The sequence below is a fragment of the Shinella sp. AETb1-6 genome, assembly GCF_009826875.1.
Taxonomy (GTDB): Bacteria; Pseudomonadota; Alphaproteobacteria; order Rhizobiales; family Rhizobiaceae; genus Shinella; species Shinella sumterensis.
Map to the genome: position 1 here is coordinate 316,986 of NZ_WUMM01000003.1, position 22,833 is coordinate 339,818.

Here is a 22,833-nt window from a genome sequence, read left to right on the forward strand (position 1 = left end):
GTTCTCGTCATTCGCCGACCGTGACCCACACGCCCTTGCTCTGCGTGTAGGAGAGGATCGCATCCATGCATTTGTCGCGGCCGTTGCCGCTTTCCTTCCAGCCCCCGAACGGCAATTGCATGTCGCCATTCATGTAGCTGTTCACGTAGACCATGCCGGCCTCGACATCGCGTGCGAAACGATGCGCCTTGCCCAGATCGCTCGTCCAGATGCCGGCGGCGAGACCGAACGGGCTGTCATTGGCGATGGCGACCGCCTCCTCGTAACCGGACACCGGAATGACGCTGGCGACCGGTCCGAAGATCTCTTCGCGCGCGATCGTCATGTTATTATCGACGCCGGTGAAGATGGTGGGGGCGACATAGGCGCCGTGCTCCAGACCGTCGGGCACGCCGCCACCGAGGATGCAGTCCGCGCCGCCCCGGCGACCGATGTCGATATAGTTCAGCACGCGCTGCTGCTGTTCCCGGGTAACGAGCGGGCCCATCGTGGTGGCCTCGTCCAGCGGGTCGCCGGGCACGTAGCCGGATTTCGCCTGCGCCGACAGTGCATCGATGAAGTCGGGGACAACGGACTTTTCCACGATGATGCGCGAACCGGCGCAACACACTTCTCCCTGGTTGCCGAAGATGCCCATGGCCGCCCACCAGGCCGCCTTTTCGAGGTTTTCCGCATCCGCCAGGACGATATGCGGAGATTTGCCCCCGCACTCCGTCGCGACCTTCTTCATGTTGGATTGGCCGGCATAGATCAGCATCAGCTTGCCGACCTCTGCCGAGCCGGTAAAGGCGATCTTGTCGATGCCGTCGTGCAAGGCGAGCGCCTTGCCGGCCTCTGCGCCGAAGCCGTTGACGACGTTCAGCACGCCCGCCGGCCCGCCGGCCTCCATGAAGAGCCGCGCAAGCAGCAGCGCCGAAAGCGGGGATTGTTCGGCCGGCTTCAGCACGACGGAATTGCCGGCCGAAAGGGCGGGGGCGATTTTCCACACCGTCATCAGCAGCGGATAATTCCATGGAACGATGCAGCCGACGACGCCGAGCGGCTGACGGATGACATAGGACAGCACGTCGCTTGCCGTCGCGCCGACGCTGCCTTCGATCTTGTCGATGCATTCGGCCGTGAAGCGCAGGCAGGTCAATGCCAGCGGGATATCGACGGCCAGCATCTCCTGGATGGGCTTGCCCATATCGAGGGTGTCGAGAACAGCGAATTCGCCCGCGTGCTGTTCGACAAGGTCGGCGAACCGCAGCATGACGGCCATGCGGGCACGCGGCGCCATGCGCGACCAGACGCCCGACTTGAAGGCCTTGCGCCCGGACGATACGGCAAGGTCGATATCGGCGCCGTCGCCGCGCGACACCGCCGCGATGATGCTGTCATCCGCCGGATTGACCGTCTCGAATTTCGCACCGGAAACCGCCTCGCGGTAGTCGCCGTCGATGAAGAGCCTTCCTTCGAAAGAGAGTTTCGCGGCCCTGTCGTGCCAGCTGCCTGTGGATGGGGCGATGTTCATGGATGCGTCTCCTTAACCGGCGAGGATCATCTGGGCGGCACGCTCGGCGACCATGATCGTCGGCGCATTGAGGTTGCCCGAAACCATCTTCGGGATGACCGATGCATCTGCGACGCGCAGGCCTTCGAGACCGTGCACCTTCAGGGTCGAGGGATCGGTGACGGCCATCGCATCGGTCCCCATGCGGCATGATGAAGACGGGTGATAGAGCGTCGTCATGTGGCCGCGGACGTAGTTGGCGATTTCGGCGTCCGTCTTGCACTCGGCGCTGGGGCTGACTTCGTAATCGACGAGCTCGCGGATCGGCGACTGTTCCATGATGCGGCGGTTGATCTTCACACCTTCCACCATGGTGGCGAGGTCGAGCCCATCCGGGTCGCTCACGAAATATTTGGGGTCGATCGACGGGTATTCGATCGGGTTGGCCGAGCGGAGCCTGATCTCACCCCGGCTGTTCGGGCGCTGAAGCGTGCAATGCGCGGTGATACCGGATTGGCCGCCCAGGAAGCGGGCATAATCGCGATGCGGGCTCATCGCGCCGTAAAGCTGCAGGTCGGGCTCGACACCGGGTCGGCTGCACACATGTCCGCCGGACGCGACCCAGGGAGACGAGCGGATGCCGGTACGGTAGTCGCGCCATTCCTCGAAGCTGTCTGCGATCACCTCGTCGGTCCAGGCACCGATGCCGAGCGGTTCCTTGGTGTAGAAGGTGATGGGAATGTTGAGGTGGTCCTGCAAATCCTTGCCGACGCCGGGAAGGTCATGGATGGGATCGACGCCGACCGCCTTCAGTTCGTCCGCCGGACCGATACCCGACAGCATCAGCAGCTGGCAGGAGGCGATCGCACCCGCCGAGAGCACCACTTCGCTTTCGGCATAGGCCGTGTGCGCAACACCGTCGATGAGATAGCTGACGCCCTTCGCGCGACCGTTCTCGACGACGAGCTTCGTGACGAGAACGCCGGTTTCCACGGTGAGGTTGGGACGTTCGAGGGCCGGCCGCAGATAGGCCTTGCCGGTTCCCCAGCGCTCGCCATTCCTGATGGTGAACTGGAAAAGACCGACCCCTTCCTGGCTTTCGCCGTTGTAATCGGGGTTGTAGGGGTAACCCGCCGCCTCGGCGGCCTCGATCCACATGCGCTCATATTTGTCGACATAGGGCACATTGCCGATATGCAGGAGGCCGTCGTTGCCGTGATAGGGGCTGTCCTTGATATCGGCATTGGCTTCCGAAAAGAGGAACACCGGGAACACATCCTTCCAGCCCCAGCCGCTGCAACCCATCGCTTCCCATGCATCGTAGTCGGACGGCAGCCCTCTGATGTAGATCATCGCGTTGAGCGCACCGGAGCCGCCGACCATCTTGCCGCGCGGCCAGAAGATGCGGCGACCGCGGCAGCCCGCCTGAGGCTCGGTGTAATAGCCCCAGTCGGCACCCGTGTTGAACATGGTCACCCAGTCGGACGGAATATCCGAGGCCAGCGGGGCCGCCCGCCCGGCCTCCAGCACCAGGACCTTGCGGTTCGGATCGGCGCTCAGCCGGTTTGCAAGCACGCAGCCGGCGGAACCGGCGCCGATGATGATCGTGTCGTACATGGAAACTCCTCACTTCCCGGTGGTTGCCGGCTTTTCCTGAAACGTGATGGCAGATGCGGCGGCGCGGTTGCGGTGGCGCAGCCAGGACAAGAGATCGCCGAGCCGTCCGACGAGGCCCTTCGGCATGAGCAGGATCGACAGCGCGATGATGAGGCCAAGCCCGAGCGTGCGAAACTCGCCGGCTTCACGCATCAGTTCGTCAGCCGCCACCAGCACGATGGTGCCCACGAGCGGCCCCCAGAATGTACCGACGCCGCCGACCACCGTGATGGCGATGATGAACATCAGTTGCGACATCGACAGGATGCCCGGGCCGATGGCCTGGAAATGCGCGGCGTAGAAACCGCCGGCAAGGCCGGTGAAGAAGGCCGAGATGCCGAACACCAGAAGCTGCGCCTGGAACCGGTTGACGCCGCGGGCCACCGCATAGCCGGGATTGTCCTTGAGGGCGCGAAACGCAAGGCCGATCGGGCTTTTGACGATGATGTAGGTGACGATCATCGTGATGGCGAAGAGCGTTGCGATGATGGCATAGTTGCCGACGAGCCATTGGCCCTTGAGGAGGGCGCGCGTGCCAAGATCGCCGAAGCGGGCGAAGCCCACCGCGCCGCCGGTAAACTGCCGGCAGATCGAGCCGACCATCGTGAAGCATTCGGTATCCGTGACGATCAGCAGATACATGGTCTGCGCGATGGCAAGCGTGAGCAGCGCCACGTAAACACCGGTGAGGCGGAGGCAGGCGAGGCCGACGACCAGCGAGAAGACGACGGCGGAAAAGGCACCCGGGAGCAAGGCCGCCCAGACATTCCAGCCGAAGTAGAAGCAGATCATCGCGGTCGCATAGCCGCCGAAGGCGAACATCGCCATCTGGGCAAGGGAGAAGACGCCGGCAAAGCCGAACAGCAGGTTCCACTGCGAAGCGATGGTGGCGTAGAACAGCGCCAGCACGATCTGGCCGAGCACGTAGCGGCTGTCGATCATGAAGGGGAGCGCGATCGCGGCTGCGATCAGCAGCAGGCTGACGAAGAGGTCGATCCGGGCGTCGCCGGACATGCCCTTGGAGTTGCAAGTCTTGTTCATGGCGCCACCTCACATACGACGGATTTGGACACGGCCGAAAAGGCCGGCGGGCCGCCATATCAGAACAGCGATGACCACGAAGAGCAGGGTTGGGAAACCCCAGCGCGCGCCCGCGACGTACTGGACGAAGGCTTCCAGCAGGGCGAGCCCGAAGGCGGCCGCCACCGCGCCCGGAAGGTTGCCGAGGCCTGCGACCACGCACATGATGAAGGCCTTCAGCATGGGGTCGTTGCCGAGCGGCGGCGAAAGCTGGGTCATGGAACTGACCATGACGCCGCAGATGCCGGCGATGGCGCCCGACAGGACGAGAACCTGGAAATAGACCGAGTTGACGGCCACGCCCATCAGCTGGGCCGCCTCGCGGTTCTGCGCCGTCGCGCGGATCGCGCGACCCATGCGCGTCCTGCCGAGAAGCAGTGCGATGACGGCCATGAGCGCGATGACGACCAGCACGATGAGCATGTTCTGATAGGGCAGGCTGACCGGTCCGAGGATGAACGATCCGGTCGCGGAGATCGGCTGCTTCAACGGTTGGCCGCCATAGGTCAGGAGAATGGCGTTTTCGAGCGCGATGCCGATGCCGACGGTCGCGATCATCACGTTGGATTCGAATGTCGCCTTGTCGGTTTTGAGCAGGTTGCGCACGATCAGCACGTAGAGCAGTCCGCCCGCGACGGCGCCGACCAGAATCGCGCCGGCAAAGCCGGCGATGACGGGAAGTCCGAGCACGGTGCAGAGCGTGAAGGCCGAGTAGCCGCCGAGCGTCAACATGGCGGCATGCGCCATGTTGAGCATGCCCATGGAACCCCAGACGAGGGAGAGGCCGACGGTCGCGAGCGCGTAGAGCGCGCCTGTCGTCAGGCCGGCGATGAGGATGGCGGTCAGGATGTCGAGCATGATCGTCAGCCTCCGAGATAGGTTGCGAGGAGTTCATCGCGGGCAAGCAGTTCCGCCGGTGGGCCCGACCACACGATGATGCCGTCATCCAGCAGATGAAGATGGTCGGCGAGGTCGGCGACACGGGCCGGATTTTCCTCGACGAGCAATATGGTCCTGCCGCTTCTGGAGAGCTCCGTTATGACGCCGTAGATCTGCTCGATGATCAGCGGTGCGAGCCCCAGAGACGGCTCGTCGATCAGCAGGATCTGCCCGCCCATCATGAGCCCGCGACCGATGCCGACCATCCGTCGCTCGCCTCCCGAAAGAGACGAGGCCACCTGGTCGCGGCGATCCGAAAGCTTGGGAAGGAGCGTATAGACCTCGTCCAGCCGCCGGTCGATCTCGGCTTTCGAGGGCGCGAGATAGGCGCCCATCAGCAGGTTTTCCAGCACGCTCATTTCCGGAAACAGCATGTCGCCCTGCGGCACGTGGGCAACACCCAGCCCGGCGATGGTATGCGGCTTTCCCGGCGCCGGTTCGCCGTTGATGCGGATCGCGCCTGACGTCAGCGGCACGAGGCCGGAAATGGTCTTCAGCAGGGTGGACTTGCCATGGCCGTTGGGGCCGACGACGGTCACGAAGTCGCCGGCGGCAATGTCGAAGGATATGCCCTTGAGGACTTGCAGTCCCTTGTAGCCCGAAACCACGTTGGAAAGGCTGAGGACAGGCGGTTGAGTGGATGCGCTCACGGCTGTACCTCGCCTTCGGCAAAATATGTCGTGAGCCGCTTGCGGGTGCCTTCTCCAAGATAGGAGTCCACGACCACGGGGTCTTCCGCCACCGCCTGTGGCGGGCCTTCGAAGATTTTCTTGCCGTGATGCATGATGATGACGCGGCTGGAGAGCGCCAGCAGGAAACGCATGACATGTTCGATGAGAACGACGGTCATCCCGTTCGCTTTCAGCCGTTCGACCAGACCGATGATGTGATCGATCTCGCTGGAATTGAGCCCGCCGACCGGCTCGTCCAGGAAAAGCAGTTTGGGCCGTGTCGCGATCGCGCCGGCAATCATCAGCAGCTTGCGGTCGAGCACGGGAAGTTGCCCCACCGTGGCATCCGCCTTGTCGGCAAGACCGACAAAAGCCAATGCCTCTTGCGTCTGTCGGCGCACATCCTGACCGAGCTTCAGGCCCGGGATCGCCCTTCGGCTCCTGCCGAAATAGGCGGCGACGTCGATGTTTTCGCGCACCGTCAGGCTTTCGAAGGCGGCGTTGAGCTGGAATGTGCGCGCGATGCCATGCTGGCAAATGCTGTCGGCGCCAAGCTTTGAAATGTCGTGGCCGTCGAAAACCATCCGGCCCTCGGTGGCGGGGGTCACGCCCGTCACCACATCGAAGAAGGTCGTCTTGCCCGCACCGTTCGGGCCGCCGATGCCGACGATCTCGCCGCGGTTCACGGTCAGCGACATGCCATCGACCGCCGCAAGCGAGCCGTAGCGCTTCACGACGTTTTCGCATTCCAGCAAGGTTGTCCCGCTGCTTTCCATCATTCCGCTCCTTTCGCCATCGGTACCGGCCGCTCCGACGGCCGATACCCCGTTCAGGGCTGCGCTGCCGGGACCTATTTGATCCAGGGCGGCAGGAGGAACGTGTCTGTTGCGTAGAGCGCCGGTGCGATGAGCTTCGGATCGGTCTTGTAGTCCTGATGCTGCAGGAACTGGTGCGGCATGCCCAGCGAAGGATCGGCGGTCTGTGTCGGGTAGCAATAGGCCGACTGGCCGGCAGGATCGGCGCGGTAGGTTCCGTTGACGCCGCGATAGACGTTGCGTCGCATGACGGCGGCGACCTTGCTGACCTGCTCCTTGTTGAAGGGCTCGCCCGGCCCCCCTGCGATGGCAGCGGCTATCGCCCACATCCACAGCCCGTCATAGGTCTGCGAGCCCGTGATATAGGCGGAGTTGGGGCCGAATTTCGCGCGATAGGACTCGCGGAACGGTTTCGAGAAGTCGTCCGGCAGGCAGCCGACGACCGTCGAATAGATGACGCCGTTGATCATCTCGCCGCCGATCTCGCGGAACGCGGGAAGGGACGGGCCATACTGCATGTAGACGAGGCTGTTGGTCGGCTGCGTGAGGAACTGAACCATGAACTGGGCAAGGTCCTGAGGCAGGAAGTGCGTGACGATAATGGCAGCCGGCGGGTCCTGGCGCAGCTTTGCCAGTGTCGGGCCCCACTGGTTCGTCGGGAACGGCACGGTCTCGAACAGGCTCACCTCGAAACCGTAATCCTTGGCCTGATCGCGGATCGCGTTGGCGATGACGATCGAATACTCGTTTGCCGAGGGAATGATGGCTATCTTCTTGTTCGGCGCTTTCCACGTGCCGGCGTCCGAAAGCGACTTCAGGAAGTTCAGGCAGCCCGGCCCGTACCAGAATTCCGGCGGATCGCCCTGGAACGAACCATAATACCGTTCGGGATCGGTCTTGAACTTCTCATTGTGCGAGATGAGCGTGTTGTAGTGCATCATGATGACGTCGTTGTCGGCCGCGACGTCCATCTCGATCATGTTGGTGCCGAGATTATAGCCGTTGATGAGAACCGGGGTGTTGAAGCGGTCGATCAGCCGCTGCATGGACTGGGACACGAGGTCTGCCCCCATTTCCTTGGTGTCCTCGATGTGGATCTCGACAGGCCGCCCCAGAATGCCGCCGGCGGCATTGATCTCCTCGGCGGCAAGGTCGAGCCCGTTCTTGAACTCGATGCCGTCAGCCGCCGCGATGCCGGACATCGGCAGTGCCGAGCCCACTGCGATCGGCGAGGTATCCTGCGCCTTGGCGGACCTGTTCATGTCGGCGAGAAGCATTCCGCCGGCGGCGCCGGCTCCCAGGGCGCCCTGAAGCATTGCACGTCTGTTCATCATAACGGTTACCCCTTTTATATTTGGTTGTGTTCGTCATGCGTGTATCGATGCTTATCTGGAGAAGATCACCTCCAGGCCGGCAGCGGCGGAAAGAACGCCGGCATCTGCGCCGCGCGCTCCGATGATCTGGAAACCGACCGGCAGGCCACCCGGCGTGAACCCGCAGGGTATGACGCAGGCGGGCTGCTGGCTGAGGTTGATGGGAAAGCTGAAGCCGGCCCATTCCGTCCAGCGTGCAAAGGCGCTTCCCGCAGGTATTTCAAGTCCTGCATCGAAGGCCGGTAGCGCCGTGCCGGGCGACACCACGAAATCGTATTCGGCGAGCAGCCGATCCATCGCCGCGCCGTAGTCGCCACGCCGCACCTGTGCGAGCACGAGCGCAGTCGAGCTGTAGGCAGCACCGGCGCGGGCGATTTCCAGAAAGCCCGGATCGATCGACGCGCGGTCGGCCTCGGGGATCGCGGAGAGACGCGCCGCGGCCCCGGTGAACCAGTGATGATGGAAGAGGTCGAGAAGGCCCTCTGCCGGCAGCGTGATCGGCTCCACGTGCGCGCCTGCGGAAGACAGGCGTGCGACCGCGGCGTCTACGACCGCGGCAATGTCAGGGTCGACGGTGCCGCTCGCCGGCGTCGACCAGTATCCGATGCGTTTGCCGGCAAGATCGATTTCTGCTGGTCGGTCGAGGCTTGCCAGTTGGCCGGCACCCTGCGCCCAATCCCGGATGTCCCTGCCGGACATCGCCTGCAGCATGGCTGCGGCATCGCTCGCGCTTCGCGTCATCGGCCCGATATGGGCGACGGTGCCGAAGGCGCTCGCCGGATGGGCCGGCACCCGGCCGAATGTCGGCTTGTGACCGACGATCCCGGTGAAGGATGCGGGAACACGGATCGACCCGCCGCCATCGGTTCCGAGATGGAACACGCCCGCGCCGACCGCTGCGGCCACGGCCGCGCCGCCGGATGAACCACCGGGGGTTTTCTGCGTGTTCCAGGGATTGCGGGTCACGCCGAAAAGCGCGCTGTCGGTGACGGCTTTCCAGCCGAATTCCGGGGTCGTGGTTTGTGCAATGAAGACCGCGCCCGCCCTGCGCAACCGTTCCACGGATGGCGCGTCCTCGCTGTAAGGACGTGCAGGCGTGGTGGCACTGCCGTAGCGAACGCTCCACCCGTTAACCCATACAATGTCCTTGAGCGTGGTCGGGACGCCATCGACCTGCGAGAGAGGCGCACCCTCCGCCCAGCGCTTCTCGGAGGCGCCGGCCGCCGCAAGCGCGCCGTCATGGTCGATAAAGGTGAAGGCGTTGAGCTCCGGGTTGACCTCCTCGGCGCGCGCCATCGCGGCCTTGGCGACCTCGACCGGCGAAAGCGTGCGGTTGCGATAAGCAGTCGTCAGCGCGGCGGCGTCCAGACGGCACAGCTCCGCCGCCCCTTCGAGCGGGTTCTGTAAAGGCATTCGCTCGTTCCCCTGGTTCCCTGCATCTTTGCGGCAGGCGGTTTGTTGCAGGCAGAATGGACCTTTCCTTCCAACGCACAAAATGTATTCTCTCGCATAACTTCATACATTTTGTGGAGAGCGCGGTGCGATGAACCTGACAATCCGGCAGCTTCGCTATGTCTGCGAAGTGGCGAACCTCGGCAGCGTACAGGCCGCATCGAAATCACTGCATATCTCGCAATCATCCATTCTTGCGGCCATCACGCTTGCCGAAGGGGAAATGGGCGCACGCATCTTCGAGCGGCGCCCGGCGCGCGGGGTGCAGGTGACGCCCGCAGGCGAGCGCTTCATCAGCGCCGCCCGCATCATGCTGTCGGCTGCCACGGAGTTCGACAGGGCGATCGGCGACCTCGCCGACCGCGTGCCGAAGGTGCTGCGCATCGGTTGCTTCGAGCCGTTCGGGGCGCTGTTCATGCCGGAAATGCTGCGCATGTACATCGACAATGTGGCAGATGTCGAAATCGACCTTCTGGAAGGCGACCAGGTGCAGCTGCAAACCTGGCTCGGCGAAGGGCTGATCGATCTGGCCGTTCTCTACGATATCGGTTCGATCACGACCGGCACGATGACGAAGATCTGCAAGGTACCGGCGCATGCGCTCCTGCACGTCGATGACCCGCTGGCGGCCCGGGATGCCGTCTGGTTGTCGGAGATCGCGACGCGCCCATTCGTGCTTCTGGACATGCCGCAGACGGCCACTTACCTGCTGACTTTGTTCGATATCCTCGCGAAACGACCGGACGTGCGCTTTCACACGCGCTCCTACGAGACGGTCCGTTCCGCGGTGGCGTCCGGATTCGGCATGTCGATCCTCAACATGCGGCCGATCGGCCGGGCGACATCTGACGGGCAGGGTATCGTGCGACGGCCGATCCTCGACGAGCTTCCGCCGCCATCCGTTATCGTCCTGGACCTCTATGGCAATGCCAAGCCGCTTTTCGTGCGGCTGTTCATCGAAATCATACGCCGGTTCTTCCGCGAGGTCGGGCCGTCTGGGTTTTCCGTCTGCGTCGAGGAGCGGCACCCGTCCCTGATTTTCAACTAGCCGAAAGCAAGGCTGCCAGTGCGGCCGTCACGATGCAGGGGCGGGTTCCGGTACGGCCTCGGCCTTCCTCTGGGCGTAGATCCGGGCCAGCCACGCACAGACCATGAGCTGGATCTGGTGGAACAGCATCAGGGGCAGCACGATCGCGCCGACGGACTGGCCGGCGAAGATGACGCCCGCCATAGGCACGCCGCTCGCCAGGCTCTTCTTGGAGCCGCAGAACAGCGCGGTAATCCGGTCCTCGCGGTTGAAGCCGAAAAGCTTGCCGCCCAGGCTGGTGATCAGCAGCACCGTCGCCAGCAGGAGGACGTCGATCAGAACGAGCAGCGCCAGGTCCTTTCCGTCCAGCTGATGCCAGACGCCCTGCGCCACGGCTTCGGAAAAGGCGAGATAAACCACCATCAGGATGGAGCCGCGATCGAAAGGGGTGAGCAGCGCCTTGCGGGCACGCACCCAGTTGCCGATGAACGGCTGCAGCAGTTGGCCGGCCACGAAGGGCAGGAAGAGCTGCAGCATGATCTTCCACACCATATCGAAGGAAACACCGACATGGCCGCCGGCCGAAAACAGCATGGCGACCAGGACCGGGGTGAGGAAGATGCCGAGAATGTTCGAGGTCGAGGCGGCGCAGATCGCCGCCGGCACGTTGCCGCCCGCAATCGAGGTGAATGCAATCGACGACTGCACCGTCGAAGGCAGAACGCAGAGGAACAGCAGGCCGAGATAGAGCGGCTGCGGAATGAGCCAGGGCGAAAGCACGCCAAGCCCGAGGCCCAGCAGCGGGAAGATCACGAAGGTGGTGACCAGGATGAACAGCTGAAGCCGCCAGTGCAGGAAGCCTGCGATCACCACATCGGTGGAGAGACGCGCGCCGTGCAGGAAGAACAGCCCGGCAATCGCAAGCATCGTCGCGATGCCGAACCAATCCGCCGGTTCGCCGGAAATCGGCAGGACAGAGGCCAGGCCAACGGCTGCGAGAAGCAGCAGGGTGAACGTATCAGGCAGAAGGTTCTTCACGGGAGCATCCAGATCGATCGGGTCTCGACTATCGCGCGATCTTGGATATCCTGAATCGAGATGCAAGAAATAACAGTTATCGAGGATCGTGATATGCTTGATCTCGTGCAGCTGCGCAGTTTCCTGACGGTGGCCCAGGCCAGAAGCTTCACGCTTGCCGCGGAACGTCTTCAACTCGGCCAGTCGACGGTCAGCCAGCATGTGCAGCGCCTGGAGCGCGATCTACGGCGACGGCTCATCCATCGCGACACGCACTCGGTGCGGTTGACGCCGGATGGCGAAGCGCTGTTGCCGCATGCCCGGCAGCTACTGGCCCTCGAGCGCCAGGCGATTGCGCAATTCGAGACGGAGACCCCGCGCGGCACGTTCCGGCTCGGCGTTTCCGAGGACCTCGTGAGCGCGCAGTTGCCAGGCCTTCTGGAGGATTTCATCGCGGACTATCCCTCCGTCGACCTCCAGCTTTCGGTCGCGCTTTCCAGGACGCTTGGCGAGATGCAGGATCGTGGTGAGCTCGATCTCGTCATGGCCAAGCGTCGCATCGGCGACAAGCGAGGCGATAGCGTGCTGCGCGAGCCTCTGGTCTGGCTGGCGAGCGATCCCGAGACCGTGCTGGCGAAACCCGTTCTGCCGCTGATCGTTTTTCCGCCGCCGAGCCTGACGCGCGTGCTGCTCATGGAGGCGCTTGAGCGAAGCGGTACGGCATGGCGCATTGTCTGCTCGTGCCCCAGCCTCAGCGGGTTGACGGCCGCCGCCCGTGCCGGCATGGGCGTGCTCGTGCAACCCCGCAGCCTCGCGCCCGCCGGTCTGCGCGAGATCGCACCGCCGCATCTTCCGGTTCTGGAGGACGTCGAATTCGTGCTCGTGACATCGGCGTCCGCCAACCGCGCCACCGTCTCCGCCTTCTCGCGACGGGTGCGGGAGCGGTTTGGAAAAGGCTTCGTTTCGGTTGGGAATGCCGTCTGAAGCCTGTCGCCTAACCGGCCAGGGTCAGGCTGACGCCGGCGGTCTTCAGCGCCGAGGCGATATCGCGTGGTGGCGCCTTGTCGGTGAACAGGTCGGTCAGCGCGTTGAACGCGCAGACCCTGACAAGCCCTTGCCGCCCGAATTTGCTGTGGTCGGTCACGACGATCGCACGCTTGCCGCGGGAGATCACCGTTCGCGCGAACTCCGCTTCCTCCAAATCGTAATCCATGATCCCGATAGAGGCATCGATCGCGCCCGTGGTGATGACGGCGTGGCTGACGGTGAAGTTGCTGACGAAATCGATCGCCGAGACGCCGAAAGCCGCACCGTTGTCGCTGCGCAGTTCGCCGCCGGCCATGTAGACCCGGTTGTCATTGACCGTCGAGAGCGTGCGGGCGATATCCGAGGAGTTCGTGATGACGGTGAGTCGCCGGTGTCCGAGCAGCTCGCGGGCGAGATAGCTCGTGGTCGTGCCCGTATCGAGCATGACGGAATCGCCATCACGAATGGTCAGGGCCACGGCGGCGGCGATCGCTTTTTTCGCCTCGCTGTTCTCACGCATGCGCTTTTCGAAGGGCGCCTCGCCGACGGTGGAAGGCAGTGCCACGGCGCCGTGCATCTTCACGACACTGCCGTTCGACGTCAGCGGCTTGATGTCCCGGCGCACGGTTTCGAGCGAAACGCCGAGCTTGCTGGCGAGTTCGGCAATCGTCACGGTGCCGTCCTGCTGGAGAAGGCGAAGAATGTCGCTGTGGCGCTTGGAAGGGTTCATGGCAGTCATTCCGCGGTGCTTTCCTGCTTCCATAATCCGTTCGGTGCACGCTGACAAGAAAAGCCGCATGAACGGTCACAAAAACAGAAAAAGCCACACCCCCAAGCAGTGGCGCCATCGCCTCACAGGCGAAGTTGAGCATCCTTCCATATCCGGAAGCCGCCCGCGAAGGCACGCGTATTGTCGCCGCGCACGCTGTTGCCAGGCAGGTCGGAGAGATGTGCGACATTGCCGCCGCCGATGACGATGTAATCCGGCAGCAGGGCGGCATTCAGGCATTCCGTCACCGCGGCGACGGCCTTGCGCCATTTCTTCTTTCCGCGTTTCTCCAGGGCGGGCTCGCCGACATAATCCTCGAAGCTCCCGCCTTTCCGGAAGGGAAGGTGGCCCACCTCCAGGGGATGACAGACATTGTCGAGGATCATGGCCGTGCCAAGCCCCGTGCCGAGACCGAGGAAGAGCATGCGCCCGCCCTCATAGCTGCCGATCGCCTGCATGAGGGCGTCGTTGACAACCTTGACGGGCTTGCCGAAATGATCCGCAAAATCGTAGCCGACCCATCCGCTCGCGAGATGGGCGGGATCCCGCGACGGTTTGTTTTCCCTGACGGGACCGGGATAGCCGATGGAGATGACGTCATAGGACCAGCCCCTGGCAAGGTCGCGGACCGCGTCGACCATCTGTGCCGCAGACATCGCAGGACCGGATTCCACCCGTCGTTCCTCGACATGCGTGCTCGTCATGATCTTTACATGCGAGCCGCCGACATCGATCGACAGAACGACCGGATCGGCCGGTGAGGCGTCATCCTCTCGTGTCGTCATGGCGGCCCTCCTCACTGTCAGGGGCAAGCATAGCGTACCAACCGCCGGGCGGACCGAAACCGTTCGAGGCCTCCGGCGGACCCCATGTGCCGGGATCGTAACCATGGAGTGGCGACGGGTTTTCGAGAACGCGCTCGACGATGCGCCAGGCGATCTCGCTTGCATCCTGGCGCGTGAACAGCTGGGCATTGCCATTCATGGCATCGCCGATCAGGCGCTCATAGGGTGTCATGTCGCCCGTATCGTCATCGACCGCCAGGAGTTCGACAGGCTCGCCGACCATGGCGTCGCCGGCCGCCTTGCGTCGTGCACCCAGTGCGACCGCGACCTGCGGCGAGATGCGGAACCGCAGATAGTTGGCGTCTTCGCGACGGATCGTGTCGAAGACATCGATGGGCGGTCGTTTCAGCCGCACCACGACCTCCGTCATATGGACAGGGAGGTTCTTGCCGGCGCGGATGTGGAACGGCACGTCCTTCCAGCGCCAGGTATCGACGTGGAAGCGCACCGCCGCGAAGGTCTCGACGGTCGAGCCCGGCCGCACGCCGGGTTCGTCGAGATATCCCTTGAACTGTCCACGAACCACATCGGAGGGCTTGAGCGTGCGCACGGCCTTCAACACCTGCACCTTTTCATCGATCAGGTCATCGACCGTGCGGCCGGCCGGCGGTTCCATCGCCAGCAGCAGCAGGACGTTGAGCAGGTGGTTCTGGATCACGTCCCGCAGGCATCCGACCTCGTCGTAGAACTTGCCCCGGCCTTCCACGCCGAAATCTTCCGCCATGGTGATCTCGACGCTTTCGACGTGATCGCGGTTCCAGATCGGCTCCAGGAAGGAATTGGCGAAGCGGAAATAGAGCAGGTTCTGGATCGCCTCCTTGCCGAGATAGTGGTCGATGCGGAAGATCGATTTCTCCGCGAAGGCCGTATGCAGGATGGCGTTGAGCTGCCGGGCGGACTGGAGATCGCGGCCGAACGGCTTTTCCACCATCAACCGTCCGCCCTTTGCGAGGTTCGAATGCTGCAGGCCCTGTACCACCGGTTCGAACATGCTGGGCGGCACGGCGAGGTAAAACAGGGGCCTGCGGGCGCCGCCAAGCGCAGTCTTCAGCGTTTCGAAGGTGCCGGGCTCGCGGTAGTCGCCACTGGCATAGTTCATGAGGCCGGCCAATCGGGCAAAGACGGCCTCGTCGATTGTGCCGAGGGCCGTGATGATACCGTCCCGGGCGCGTTCGACCAGCTTTTCGCGCGGCCAGTCGTCATAGGCGATGCCGATGATCGGCTCGGCAAGCGTCCCGCGCGCCACCATGCGGTACAGCGCGGGAAAGATCTTCTTGTGCGCGAGGTCTCCCGTTGCGCCGAAGAGCACAAGGGCATCCGAACGGTTGGTCGTCATGAAAGCCTCCCTGGACGGATATCACTCCGCCTTCTTCTCGACATGGCCGCCAAAGGCAAAGCGCATGGCCGACAGCAGCTTGTCGGCGAAGGCCGATTCACCCTGCGACGTGAAGCGGTCGAAGAGGGCCGAGGAAAGAACGGGGGCGGGCACGCCGGTGTCGATCGCAGCCTTCAACGTCCATCGTCCCTCGCCGGAATCCGAGACGCGCCCGCCATAGCCCGCAAGCGTCTGGTCGTTCTTGAGAACGCCTGCCGTCAGGTCGAGCAGCCAGGAGCCGATGACGCTGCCGTGCCGCCACACTTCCGTTACCGCAGCCAGATCGATGTCGAAGCGGTAGTATTCCGGGTTCTTCAGCGGGCTCGTCTCCGCATCGGTGGTGCGCGGTCTATTGCCGGCATTGGCTGCCTTGAGGATGTTCAGGCCCTCGGCATAGGCGGCCATCATGCCGTACTCGATGCCGTTGTGCACCATCTTGACGAAGTGCCCCGCACCGCTCGGGCCGCAATGGAGATAGCCGAAAGGGGCGGTGCCATGTTCGGCGGACGGCACCGCGCCCTTGTCCGCGCCGGGCGCGAGCGTGGCGAAGATGGGGTCGAGGTGGCGTACCGCCGCCTCGGGACCGCCGATCATCAGGCAATAGCCGCGCTCCAGCCCCCAGACGCCGCCGCTCGTCCCGACATCGACGAAGCTGATGCCGCGGCCGGAAAGCTCTGCGGCCAGATCCACGGCATCCTGATAATGCGAATTGCCGCCGTCGATGATGATGTCACCCGGCTGCATCTCTGCGGCAACCTCTTTGGCGACCTTGCCGGTGATGGCCGCGGGCAACATCAGCCAGAGGCAGGCGGGTTTGGCGAGCCGCGCGACGAGATCCTCGAGAGACGTCGCGCCGGTCGCGCCTTCGGCAACGAGCGCCGCCACGGCATCGGGATTGATATCGTAGACCACGCAGTCATGGCCGTCCTTGATCAGGCGTCGCACCATGTTGGCGCCCATGCGCCCCAAACCCATCATACCGATCTGCATTGCTAAGTCCTTTTTTGAAAGAATGGTTTGGCATGGTCGAACCGCTATTCCGGCGCGACGATCACGCCGAAATTGCGGCCTTCCCAGTGCTGCGCGTCAAGCCAGAAAAACGTGAATTCGACACCCTGGCCGACGCTCAGATGCGACACGGGAATGTCAACGACATGGACGCCGAAGGCATTTTCGCGCGTGGTGCTTTCCTCGACAGTCATCCAGGCGTCGGCACTCCAGCGAACGGTCGCGGCAGCCAGAAGCTCGAGCCGCAGCATCTTGCCTTCCGCGAGTGTGCGGATCCTGTTGTTGAAGCGCCATGAGCGGAACGGTGCGGTGGTCCGGTTCTTGATATAGCGCGCCGGGCCCTGCGGCGGCATGTCGAAGACATGGCCGTCGCGCAGCGAGCGCAGCAGCTTGACATATTCCGCATGCGCCCAGACCAGCGGCATGGCGCTGCCGGACGGGCGGCCGTGCAGCAGTTCCCGCTCCGGCATGTCGGCGCCGTCCCACACCTGTTCGGGCAGCAATCCGCCGGGCCCGGCGGAGGCGGCAAAGGTGCCGAGAAGATCGAACGCGGCCTGCCGTCGGCCGGCGGCGAGTTCGTAATGCGCGCGCTCGCCGGTCAGCAGGGGCCAGGGTCGTCCCTGGCCCGTTCCATCGAAGGGGCCGCCATTGGGGTGTTCGCCATAGCCGTCATCGGTGTAGCGATACCAGACCGGCCCCTGCGGCAGGTCGGCGCGCAGCGATGCGTCGATGACCTTGACCGTATCGACGATGCGGGGATCGTCGGGCGCGCGCAGGCCGAAGCGCACCAGCGCCAGCGCATCCGGGCTGACGATGAGGTCGGGCCGCCGGTCGGCGTCGTCGGGCGGGCGGTTCTTGATGGGAACAAAACCGTCGCGGGGAGAGGCCGCGCCGGAAAGATCGCTCGGAGCGATGCGCACATAATAGCCGGATACGCCGAGCGCCGCGCACGTATCCGTTCCGCTGGCATAGGTCCATTTCTCGACCTGGTCGTTCCAGCAGTCCGCGGTCTCACGAGCGAAGTGCGCTGCCTCCCGCCTGTCGCACGCGTCGAGGACATCGGCGGCCGCAAGCAGGGCGGCGATTTCGACGGCCAGCGTGAAGGGGGAGTACCCGCTGTCCTCCTCCCAGCGGTCCTCGCCGGTGACGGGGCCGTTTTTCACGAGATAGGCTGTGGCGCGCTCCACCATGGGCAGGTAGGCGAGGAGCATTTCGCCCGAAAGCGCGCCCGCGCGATGCAGCGCATCGGCCAGCAGCAGCGGAAAGCCGCATTCGTCCATCTGGATGCCGTTCCAGTAGGCCGTGCCATCGAGCCAGACATTCTGCGGCCAGTGGCCGTCGGCCTCCTGAATGGTGCGGAGATAGGCTAGAATTTCCAGTGCATCGTCGACCAGACCGACGGCAAGAAAACCGCCGGCCGTTTCGACGAGATCGCGCGGCCAGACGAGATGATAGCCGCCGAGGTCGTCGTCGCCCTTGTTGAAGCCCCAGGGGATGGAGAGACTGGCGATGGCGGGCCCGGGAAAGCTCGATGAGCGGTGCGTGCCCAGCACGGCCGTACTGGTGCGGTAGAGGTTGGGGCCCTTGTGACCGGGCTGGTCGAGGGGCAGAAGGTCCTTCTGCCAGTCGTGCCATCCGGCGACATAGGTGCGTGCTGCGCTGTCGAAGCCCGCATTGAGACTGGCAAGGGCGTTGTAGCCTGCTTCATCGGCACTCGGTCCGAAGGAGAGTGCAAGGAGGGCGAGGTCCTGCGTCGGGGTAAAGCCGATTTCGCCCGTCAGCGCGACATTGCCATCCGGAGCGCTGGTATATTGGGTGTCGAGCCTGCCCGAAGCCGTCAGGGCGCGCCAGCCGTCCGACACGCCGACATAACCCGCGGACGCCTCCCTCCAGGGCAGCGAGGAGGCGAGTGCCAGGAACTCCCCGCGCCCGCTGGCAAAGAGCATCGTTACACCCTTGTATTCGCCGATCCATGCGGAATTGCCCATCCCGGCATTGACGAGGTGGGGCGCAAGCAGGGCGTAAACATGATAGTCCGAGGCAGCGCCGGAAAGCGCGGTGAACCGGATGTCCTGCAGGACCGTCGGCCGCAGGGGATCGGCGAGAATGCGCTTCTCGATCCGGTAGGCGCCGTCGAGGGCGGTGTTGGTGAGGTGGAAGGCCGGAACGCCGTCCGCAAACCAGGCGACATCATGTGCCGCGTGGCGCTTCTCTTCGGAAAAGTAACCGTCGTCACGCGTCACCATCAGGCCGAGATCGCGTGTGCAGGCGTGATCGAGGCGCGGATGGTAGACCTCGTTCAGGATGCCGTGGCTGATGGTGAACCAGGTGCGTGAGGCCGCGGTCAATGCCGTTCCCACTCCACTCTTGGCGCTGGATGTCCACCGGGCATCAATTCCCGGCGCACCGGGGGCGGGATTATGGCTGGCGGCTATGTCCACGTTCTGCTCCACACGCGGCGGCTGATGCTATCCCTAATGTAGGGTATTGCAACTGCTTGGCCAGAGGGCGCGGCGCGACAGGACGGTGCGCCATTCGGTCGCGCTCAGGACCGGCGGCAGGTCAGAATGAAGCGGCGATACACGAAGGTTCGAAGCCGGTTGCGCAGATTGGCGTTCCGGCGCTGTGCCCGCGCGATCGGTCCGTGCGAATGCAGAGCGATGTCGCGGAAGCCGGCGGATGCCAGCAAGGGCTCGATCGTGGCGGGCCGCAGTCCTGCGCCGAAGGGCAGGGCGTTCATGATAGCCGCATGGCGCTCGCTCATGGCGCCGTCGTAATTGGTATCGGGTCCGATGATGCGGTCTATGAGCGAGATCAGCAGGCCGGCCACGCGCCCGGTGAATTTCGGCGTGGCCCAGTCGCCGTCGAAGACGAGCAGCCGCCCCCCTGGACACAGGAGGCGGAACCATTCGCGGAAGGTTTCTTCCGGCCGTGTCAGCGTCCAGACGAGGTGCCGGCAGATGATGGCGTCATAGGACTGATCGGGTTCAAGGGTGTTTTCGGCATCCGCCAGCAGGAAGCGAAGCCTGGTCTTGCCTGCATGCTTGGCGCGCGCGACCGCCAGCATGGCCTCGGAGAAGTCGAGGGCGGTGACGTCGTGGCCGAGGTCATGGATCAGGCGCGTCACCTCGCCGGTGCCGCAGGCAAGCTCGAGAACGCGTTTCGGCGCCGGCCCCAGCAGGTCCCGGATCGGCCGTTGCCAGGCGTCGGCCTCAGGCCCGGCGGGAATCCTGTGACCGAAGGCGAGATCGAACGTCCTGGATCGTCTCGACCAATAGTCCCGTATTTCTTCCTTGAGATCGAAGTTCCGGCCGTCCATCCGTCAGCCCATCGCGTACTGGATATTGTAGCGGCCGTGCACGGCGGAGCGCTCGATATGCGCACGCACGCCGAACACCCGGGCGATAAGGTGCTCGGTCAGCACCTCCTGCGGGGCGCCGGCGGCCACGACCTTGCCGTTCTGAAGGACGGCGAGACTGTCGCAGAACATCGCCGCGAGATTGAGATCATGCAGGGCGATGATCGACGTGACGCCGAGCCGGGTGACGAGCGACAGGATTTCCAGCTGGTGCTGGATGTCGAGGTGGTTGGTCGGCTCGTCGAGCAGAAGTTCGCTCGGCGTCTGTGCCAGTGCCCGCGCGATGTGCACCCGCTGACGTTCGCCGCCCGAAAGCGTGTGCCAGAACTGGTCCGCCCTATGGGCCATGTCCACCCGCGCCAGCGCGTCTTCGACGGCGAGGTCGTCATCCACGCCCCAGGGTGACAGAAGGCCGCGATGCGGCGTTCGCCCGAGCTGGACGACGTCGCGCACCGTCAGCTGGGTATCGGTCGTCGCCTGCTGTTCCACGAAGGCGATGCGACGCGCGAGATTTGCGCGCGGGATGGCGGCGATATCCTGTTCGGCAAGGCGTATGATGCCGCTGTCGACTTTGCGCAGTCGGCAGATCAGCCTGAGCAGGCTGGATTTTCCCGAACCGTTCGGTCCCAGAAGGCCGAGCACCTTGCCCTGCTCGACCGCCAGCGTGATGCCGTCGACGACGATGGTCTTGCCGGCGGCATAGGCGACGTTTTCGACGGCGATACTCACACGCTTCTCCGGGCACGAAAGAGGATGATGGCGAAGGCCGGCGCGCCGAACAGCGCGGTGACAACGCCGATGGGCAGGATCTGCTGCGGGATGATGATGCGCGAGACGATGTCGGCGAAAACCATGAAGATCGCTCCGCCCAGCGCCGTTGCCGGCAGGAGACGGTGGTGCGAAGGGCCGACGATGAAGCGCGCGGCATGCGGGATGACGAGCCCGACGAAACCGATGGAGCCGACCATGCTGACGACGGCGGCCGTCATCAGCGCGGTGATGCCGAACAATACGACCTGAACGCGCCGCACGGCGATGCCGAGTGCGGCGGCGGCATCCGTGCCGAAGGCGAAGGCATCCAGCGCGCGGGCGTGGAACAGGCAGGCGAGATATCCGGCAATGGCGACCGGTACGGAGAGATAGACGTCGGACCAGCGTACGCCGCTCATCGAGCCGAGCAGCCAGAACAGCACGCCACGCGCCTGCTCGGCATTGGCGGATGTGGTGACGATATAGGAGGTGAGTGCGTTGAAGAGTTGGGAGCCGGCGACACCGCACAGAATGATGCGCTCGCTCGAGCGGCCGGCACCGGCCGCAAGGACACCAACGAGCAGGAAGGCGACGATCGCGCCGATGAAGGCGCCGCCCGAAAGGGTCAGCGCGCCGTAGCCGAGGCCGAGGATCATGACGCAGACAGCGCCCGTCGAGGCGCCCGCCGAGATGCCGAGCACATAGGGTTCGGCAAGCGGATTGCGCAGCATTGCCTGGAGCACGACGCCGCACAAGGCAAGCGACGCGCCGGTGCTTGCGGCAACGAGCGCGCGGCTGAGCCGGTAATCCCAGACGATACCCTGATGAATGCGGTTGAGTTCGAAGGACGTGCCGAAGATCCGGTTCGACACCGCTCTGGCCGTCGTGGACAGGGGAATGGCGATCTCGCCGATCGCGACGGCGAGGCTGATCATGATCGCGAGCAGGACGACGGCGACAACGGTGAGCGCTACAAGCGCCCACCAGCGATGTTGCCTGGATACGGCAGCCCTCACTGCGACAGGCCGAAGGACTTGATGCCGGCCGCCAGCGTCTCGATACCGTCGATCGTACGGATCGTCGGGTTCATCGACTGGGCATCCATCATGACGAAGCGCTTGTTCTTCACCGCATCGAGTTCCTTGGTGACAGGGTCGTTCTCAAGGAAGTCGATCTTCGTCTGCGGGTCGTCGGCCGCATAGCGGCGGCGATCCATCGTTGCGAGCACGATGACGGCGGGATTTGCCTGGGAGATGGTTTCCCAGCCCACCAGCGGCCATTCCTCTTCGGTGGTGACGACGTTCTTCGCGCCGATCGTCTTGAGAATATAGGCCGGTGCGCTGTTCTTGCCGGCGATGAAGGCGTCCCCGCTCACCTCCTTGCTGGAGAACCAGAACACGACGGGAAGGTTTTTGCCGGCGGCGCCCTCGATGGAGGCGACGGCGTCGGCCTCGCGCTTCTTCAGGTCGGCGATCAGGGCGTCGCCACGCTCCTTGATGTCGAAGATTTCGGAGAGTTCGGCGATTTCCTGATAGATCAGGTCCATCGTGAACAACTCCTTGCGAACGCCGTCGCCGCCGTCGGTGTTGATCTTGGCGACGCAATCGGCCGGCGCGATGTAAGTGTTGATGCCGAGATCGGCGAATTGTTCGCGCTTGCCGACCGCGCCCTGCACGCCGACATGCCATTCGAATTCGGCGGCTACCAGATCCGGTTCCTCGCCGACGACGGATTCGAAGCTCGGATCGTTGTCGGCAAGCCGCTTGATCTTGCCGTTGGCTTCGGCATAGGCGGGCAAAACCGGGCCGACCCACACGGCGGTGCCGGCAATCTTGTCGGCGAGGCCGAGCGAGAACAGGACCTCGGTCATGCCCTGGCCGATCGAGACGATCTTTTCGGGGGCTTTGGTGAAGGTGACCTGCTGGCCGCAATTGTTGATGGTGAGCGGATATTGGGTGGCGGCGAAGCCGGTACCGGCTAGGGCGGTCAGGCCGACGGCGAACGAAACGGTGGCGATGATCTGGCGCATGGAAACCTCGATTCCGGGAGAAGGCGAGCGCTGCGAAGCGCAGCGGGCGACGTGAGTGTCAGCTCGCGCGGAAAGCCCAATCGAGGCGGATGGATGCCGTCATACGGAGAAGGTTCAGGTCAGACATACTGCTCCTTTCCAGGCATCCCCG

The 22,833-nt window shown here is 64.1% G+C and carries 20 protein-coding genes; 2 read left to right on the forward strand and 18 right to left on the reverse strand.

Annotated elements, in window-relative coordinates; genetic code table 11:
* Positions 1–7: 7 nt before the first annotated feature.
* The 8 genes from GR158_RS07135 to GR158_RS07170 form a co-directional block, all read right to left on the reverse strand.
* Positions 8–1,513 carry an aldehyde dehydrogenase gene (locus GR158_RS07135; protein ID WP_160870523.1) on the reverse strand — a complete coding sequence of 502 codons (1,506 nt, stop codon included), beginning with the start codon at positions 1,511–1,513 and terminating at the stop codon, positions 8–10.
* Positions 1,514–1,525: 12 nt separating this feature from the next.
* Positions 1,526–3,109, reverse strand: coding sequence for a GMC family oxidoreductase (locus GR158_RS07140; protein ID WP_160870524.1), 1,584 nt, complete (start codon positions 3,107–3,109; stop codon positions 1,526–1,528).
* Positions 3,110–3,118: 9 nt separating this feature from the next.
* Positions 3,119–4,189, reverse strand: coding sequence for a branched-chain amino acid ABC transporter permease (locus tag GR158_RS07145; RefSeq protein ID WP_160870525.1), 1,071 nt, complete (start codon positions 4,187–4,189; stop codon positions 3,119–3,121).
* Between the two features lie 9 nt (positions 4,190–4,198).
* Positions 4,199–5,086 carry a branched-chain amino acid ABC transporter permease gene (locus tag GR158_RS07150; protein ID WP_134648727.1) on the reverse strand — a complete coding sequence of 296 codons (888 nt, stop codon included), beginning with the start codon at positions 5,084–5,086 and terminating at the stop codon, positions 4,199–4,201.
* A gap of 5 nt (positions 5,087–5,091) precedes the next feature.
* Positions 5,092–5,817: an ABC transporter ATP-binding protein gene (locus tag GR158_RS07155; protein WP_134648728.1), complete on the reverse strand. Its 726-nt coding sequence runs from the start codon at positions 5,815–5,817 to the stop codon at positions 5,092–5,094.
* Positions 5,814–6,614 (reverse strand): ABC transporter ATP-binding protein, encoded by an 801-nt coding sequence (locus tag GR158_RS07160; RefSeq protein ID WP_246665561.1) that lies wholly within the window; start codon positions 6,612–6,614, stop codon positions 5,814–5,816. Before GR158_RS07160 ends, GR158_RS07155 begins: the two co-directional genes overlap by 4 nt.
* A 74-nt stretch (positions 6,615–6,688) precedes the next feature.
* Positions 6,689–7,984 carry an ABC transporter substrate-binding protein gene (locus GR158_RS07165; RefSeq protein WP_246665562.1) on the reverse strand — a complete coding sequence of 432 codons (1,296 nt, stop codon included), beginning with the start codon at positions 7,982–7,984 and terminating at the stop codon, positions 6,689–6,691.
* Between the two features lie 54 nt (positions 7,985–8,038).
* Positions 8,039–9,439, reverse strand: a complete 1,401-nt coding sequence (locus GR158_RS07170) for an amidase (RefSeq protein ID WP_160870528.1) — start codon at positions 9,437–9,439, stop codon at positions 8,039–8,041.
* Between the two features lie 130 nt (positions 9,440–9,569).
* Between GR158_RS07170 and GR158_RS07175 the strand changes: the two genes are divergently transcribed.
* On the forward strand, positions 9,570–10,526 hold the full coding sequence (locus GR158_RS07175) for a LysR family transcriptional regulator (RefSeq protein ID WP_160870529.1): 957 nt from the start codon (positions 9,570–9,572) through the stop codon (positions 10,524–10,526).
* A 27-nt stretch (positions 10,527–10,553) separates the two neighbouring features.
* Here the strand turns inward: GR158_RS07175 and GR158_RS07180 are convergent, their stop codons facing one another.
* Positions 10,554–11,543 (reverse strand): bile acid:sodium symporter family protein, encoded by a 990-nt coding sequence (locus tag GR158_RS07180; RefSeq protein ID WP_134648733.1) that lies wholly within the window; start codon positions 11,541–11,543, stop codon positions 10,554–10,556.
* A 93-nt stretch (positions 11,544–11,636) separates the two neighbouring features.
* On the opposite strand from GR158_RS07180, the gene GR158_RS07185 reads away from it, so the two are divergent.
* Positions 11,637–12,506 carry a LysR family transcriptional regulator gene (locus tag GR158_RS07185; RefSeq protein WP_160870530.1) on the forward strand — a complete coding sequence of 290 codons (870 nt, stop codon included), beginning with the start codon at positions 11,637–11,639 and terminating at the stop codon, positions 12,504–12,506.
* A gap of 10 nt (positions 12,507–12,516) precedes the next feature.
* Here the strand turns inward: GR158_RS07185 and GR158_RS07190 are convergent, their stop codons facing one another.
* From GR158_RS07190 to GR158_RS07230, 9 genes are all read right to left on the reverse strand, one after another.
* Positions 12,517–13,278, reverse strand: coding sequence for a DeoR/GlpR family DNA-binding transcription regulator (locus tag GR158_RS07190; RefSeq protein WP_134648835.1), 762 nt, complete (start codon positions 13,276–13,278; stop codon positions 12,517–12,519).
* 122 nt (positions 13,279–13,400) lie between these two features.
* A complete protein-coding gene (locus GR158_RS07195) occupies positions 13,401–14,102 on the reverse strand; it encodes an ROK family protein (RefSeq protein WP_160870531.1) in 702 nt (233 codons plus the stop codon).
* Positions 14,083–15,498 carry a glucose-6-phosphate dehydrogenase gene (gene zwf, locus GR158_RS07200; RefSeq protein WP_160870532.1) on the reverse strand — a complete coding sequence of 472 codons (1,416 nt, stop codon included), beginning with the start codon at positions 15,496–15,498 and terminating at the stop codon, positions 14,083–14,085. Before zwf ends, GR158_RS07195 begins: the two co-directional genes overlap by 20 nt.
* A gap of 21 nt (positions 15,499–15,519) precedes the next feature.
* Positions 15,520–16,527, reverse strand: coding sequence for a phosphogluconate dehydrogenase (NAD(+)-dependent, decarboxylating) (gene gnd / locus GR158_RS07205; RefSeq protein WP_134648737.1), 1,008 nt, complete (start codon positions 16,525–16,527; stop codon positions 15,520–15,522).
* A 44-nt stretch (positions 16,528–16,571) separates the two neighbouring features.
* Positions 16,572–18,980: a glucan 1,4-alpha-glucosidase gene (locus GR158_RS07210; protein WP_160870642.1), complete on the reverse strand. Its 2,409-nt coding sequence runs from the start codon at positions 18,978–18,980 to the stop codon at positions 16,572–16,574.
* Between the two features lie 110 nt (positions 18,981–19,090).
* A complete protein-coding gene (locus tag GR158_RS07215; protein WP_160870533.1) occupies positions 19,091–19,864 on the reverse strand; it encodes a class I SAM-dependent methyltransferase in 774 nt (257 codons plus the stop codon).
* Positions 19,865–19,867: 3 nt separating this feature from the next.
* The gene (locus GR158_RS07220; protein ID WP_160870534.1) at positions 19,868–20,632 is read right to left on the reverse strand and encodes an ABC transporter ATP-binding protein; all 765 of its coding nucleotides are present in this window, start codon (positions 20,630–20,632) and stop codon (positions 19,868–19,870) included.
* Positions 20,629–21,669 (reverse strand): iron ABC transporter permease, encoded by a 1,041-nt coding sequence (locus GR158_RS07225; RefSeq protein WP_160870535.1) that lies wholly within the window; start codon positions 21,667–21,669, stop codon positions 20,629–20,631. The genes GR158_RS07220 and GR158_RS07225 overlap by 4 nt, the downstream gene beginning before the upstream one ends.
* Positions 21,666–22,682: an ABC transporter substrate-binding protein gene (locus tag GR158_RS07230; protein WP_160870536.1), complete on the reverse strand. Its 1,017-nt coding sequence runs from the start codon at positions 22,680–22,682 to the stop codon at positions 21,666–21,668. Before GR158_RS07230 ends, GR158_RS07225 begins: the two co-directional genes overlap by 4 nt.
* Positions 22,683–22,833 lie beyond the last annotated feature (151 nt).

Bases quoted from the DNA above. Each gene is read 5' to 3' on its own strand.
- GR158_RS07135 (WP_160870523.1), bottom strand. From the start codon at position 1,513: ATGAACATCGCCCCATCCACAGGCAGCTGGCACGACAGGGCCGCGAAA.
- GR158_RS07140 (WP_160870524.1), bottom strand. From the start codon at position 3,109: ATGTACGACACGATCATCATCGGCGCCGGTTCCGCCGGCTGCGTGCTT.
- GR158_RS07145 (WP_160870525.1), bottom strand. From the start codon at position 4,189: ATGAACAAGACTTGCAACTCCAAGGGCATGTCCGGCGACGCCCGGATC.
- GR158_RS07150 (WP_134648727.1), bottom strand. From the start codon at position 5,086: ATGCTCGACATCCTGACCGCCATCCTCATCGCCGGCCTGACGACAGGC.
- GR158_RS07160 (WP_246665561.1), bottom strand. From the start codon at position 6,614: ATGGAAAGCAGCGGGACAACCTTGCTGGAATGCGAAAACGTCGTGAAG.
- GR158_RS07165 (WP_246665562.1), bottom strand. From the start codon at position 7,984: ATGAACAGACGTGCAATGCTTCAGGGCGCCCTGGGAGCCGGCGCCGCC.
- GR158_RS07170 (WP_160870528.1), bottom strand. From the start codon at position 9,439: ATGCCTTTACAGAACCCGCTCGAAGGGGCGGCGGAGCTGTGCCGTCTG.
- GR158_RS07175 (WP_160870529.1), top strand. From the start codon at position 9,570: ATGAACCTGACAATCCGGCAGCTTCGCTATGTCTGCGAAGTGGCGAAC.
- GR158_RS07185 (WP_160870530.1), top strand. From the start codon at position 11,637: ATGCTTGATCTCGTGCAGCTGCGCAGTTTCCTGACGGTGGCCCAGGCC.
- GR158_RS07190 (WP_134648835.1), bottom strand. From the start codon at position 13,278: ATGAACCCTTCCAAGCGCCACAGCGACATTCTTCGCCTTCTCCAGCAG.
- GR158_RS07195 (WP_160870531.1), bottom strand. From the start codon at position 14,102: ATGACGACACGAGAGGATGACGCCTCACCGGCCGATCCGGTCGTTCTG.
- zwf (WP_160870532.1), bottom strand. From the start codon at position 15,498: ATGACGACCAACCGTTCGGATGCCCTTGTGCTCTTCGGCGCAACGGGA.
- gnd (WP_134648737.1), bottom strand. From the start codon at position 16,527: ATGCAGATCGGTATGATGGGTTTGGGGCGCATGGGCGCCAACATGGTG.
- GR158_RS07215 (WP_160870533.1), bottom strand. From the start codon at position 19,864: ATGGACGGCCGGAACTTCGATCTCAAGGAAGAAATACGGGACTATTGG.
- GR158_RS07230 (WP_160870536.1), bottom strand. From the start codon at position 22,682: ATGCGCCAGATCATCGCCACCGTTTCGTTCGCCGTCGGCCTGACCGCC.